Here is a 303-nt window from a genome sequence, read left to right as displayed (position 1 = left end):
CCCTACACGAGCTCTTCCGATCTGGCCAACAGCTCGCCATCGCGGCAGAACAGCTCCAGCGCGAACACGCCGACGTACTGCAGGTGCTCGGCGACACGGCGCGCGTAGCCGATGGCCGCCTGCTGCTCGGCGTCGGACAGCACCGCCGGCGCCACGCTGGCCGACAGCACGCCATCGACATGCCAGTTGCCGGTGATCGGCCAGGCCTCGAAGCTGCCATCGCGGCCACGCACGGCCACCACGCTGACCTCGCGCTGGAAGGCGACGAAGCCCTCCAGGATCAGCCCGGTGCGCTCGACCTGC

The 303-nt window shown here is 70.3% G+C and carries 1 protein-coding gene; it reads right to left on the bottom strand.

The annotated features are described in order from the left end of the window. Window positions 1-2: 2 nt before the first annotated feature. A partial coding sequence (locus EN852_RS38780) for an ATP-grasp domain-containing protein (protein ID WP_210238330.1) occupies window positions 3-303 on the bottom strand: 301 nt, incomplete at its 5' end.

The organism is Mesorhizobium sp. M2E.F.Ca.ET.209.01.1.1, from assembly GCF_004010375.2.
Classification (GTDB): Bacteria; Pseudomonadota; Alphaproteobacteria; order Rhizobiales; family Rhizobiaceae; genus Mesorhizobium.
Note: the sequence above shows the minus strand (reverse complement) of the source record. Positions and strands in the feature narration are given on the sequence as shown.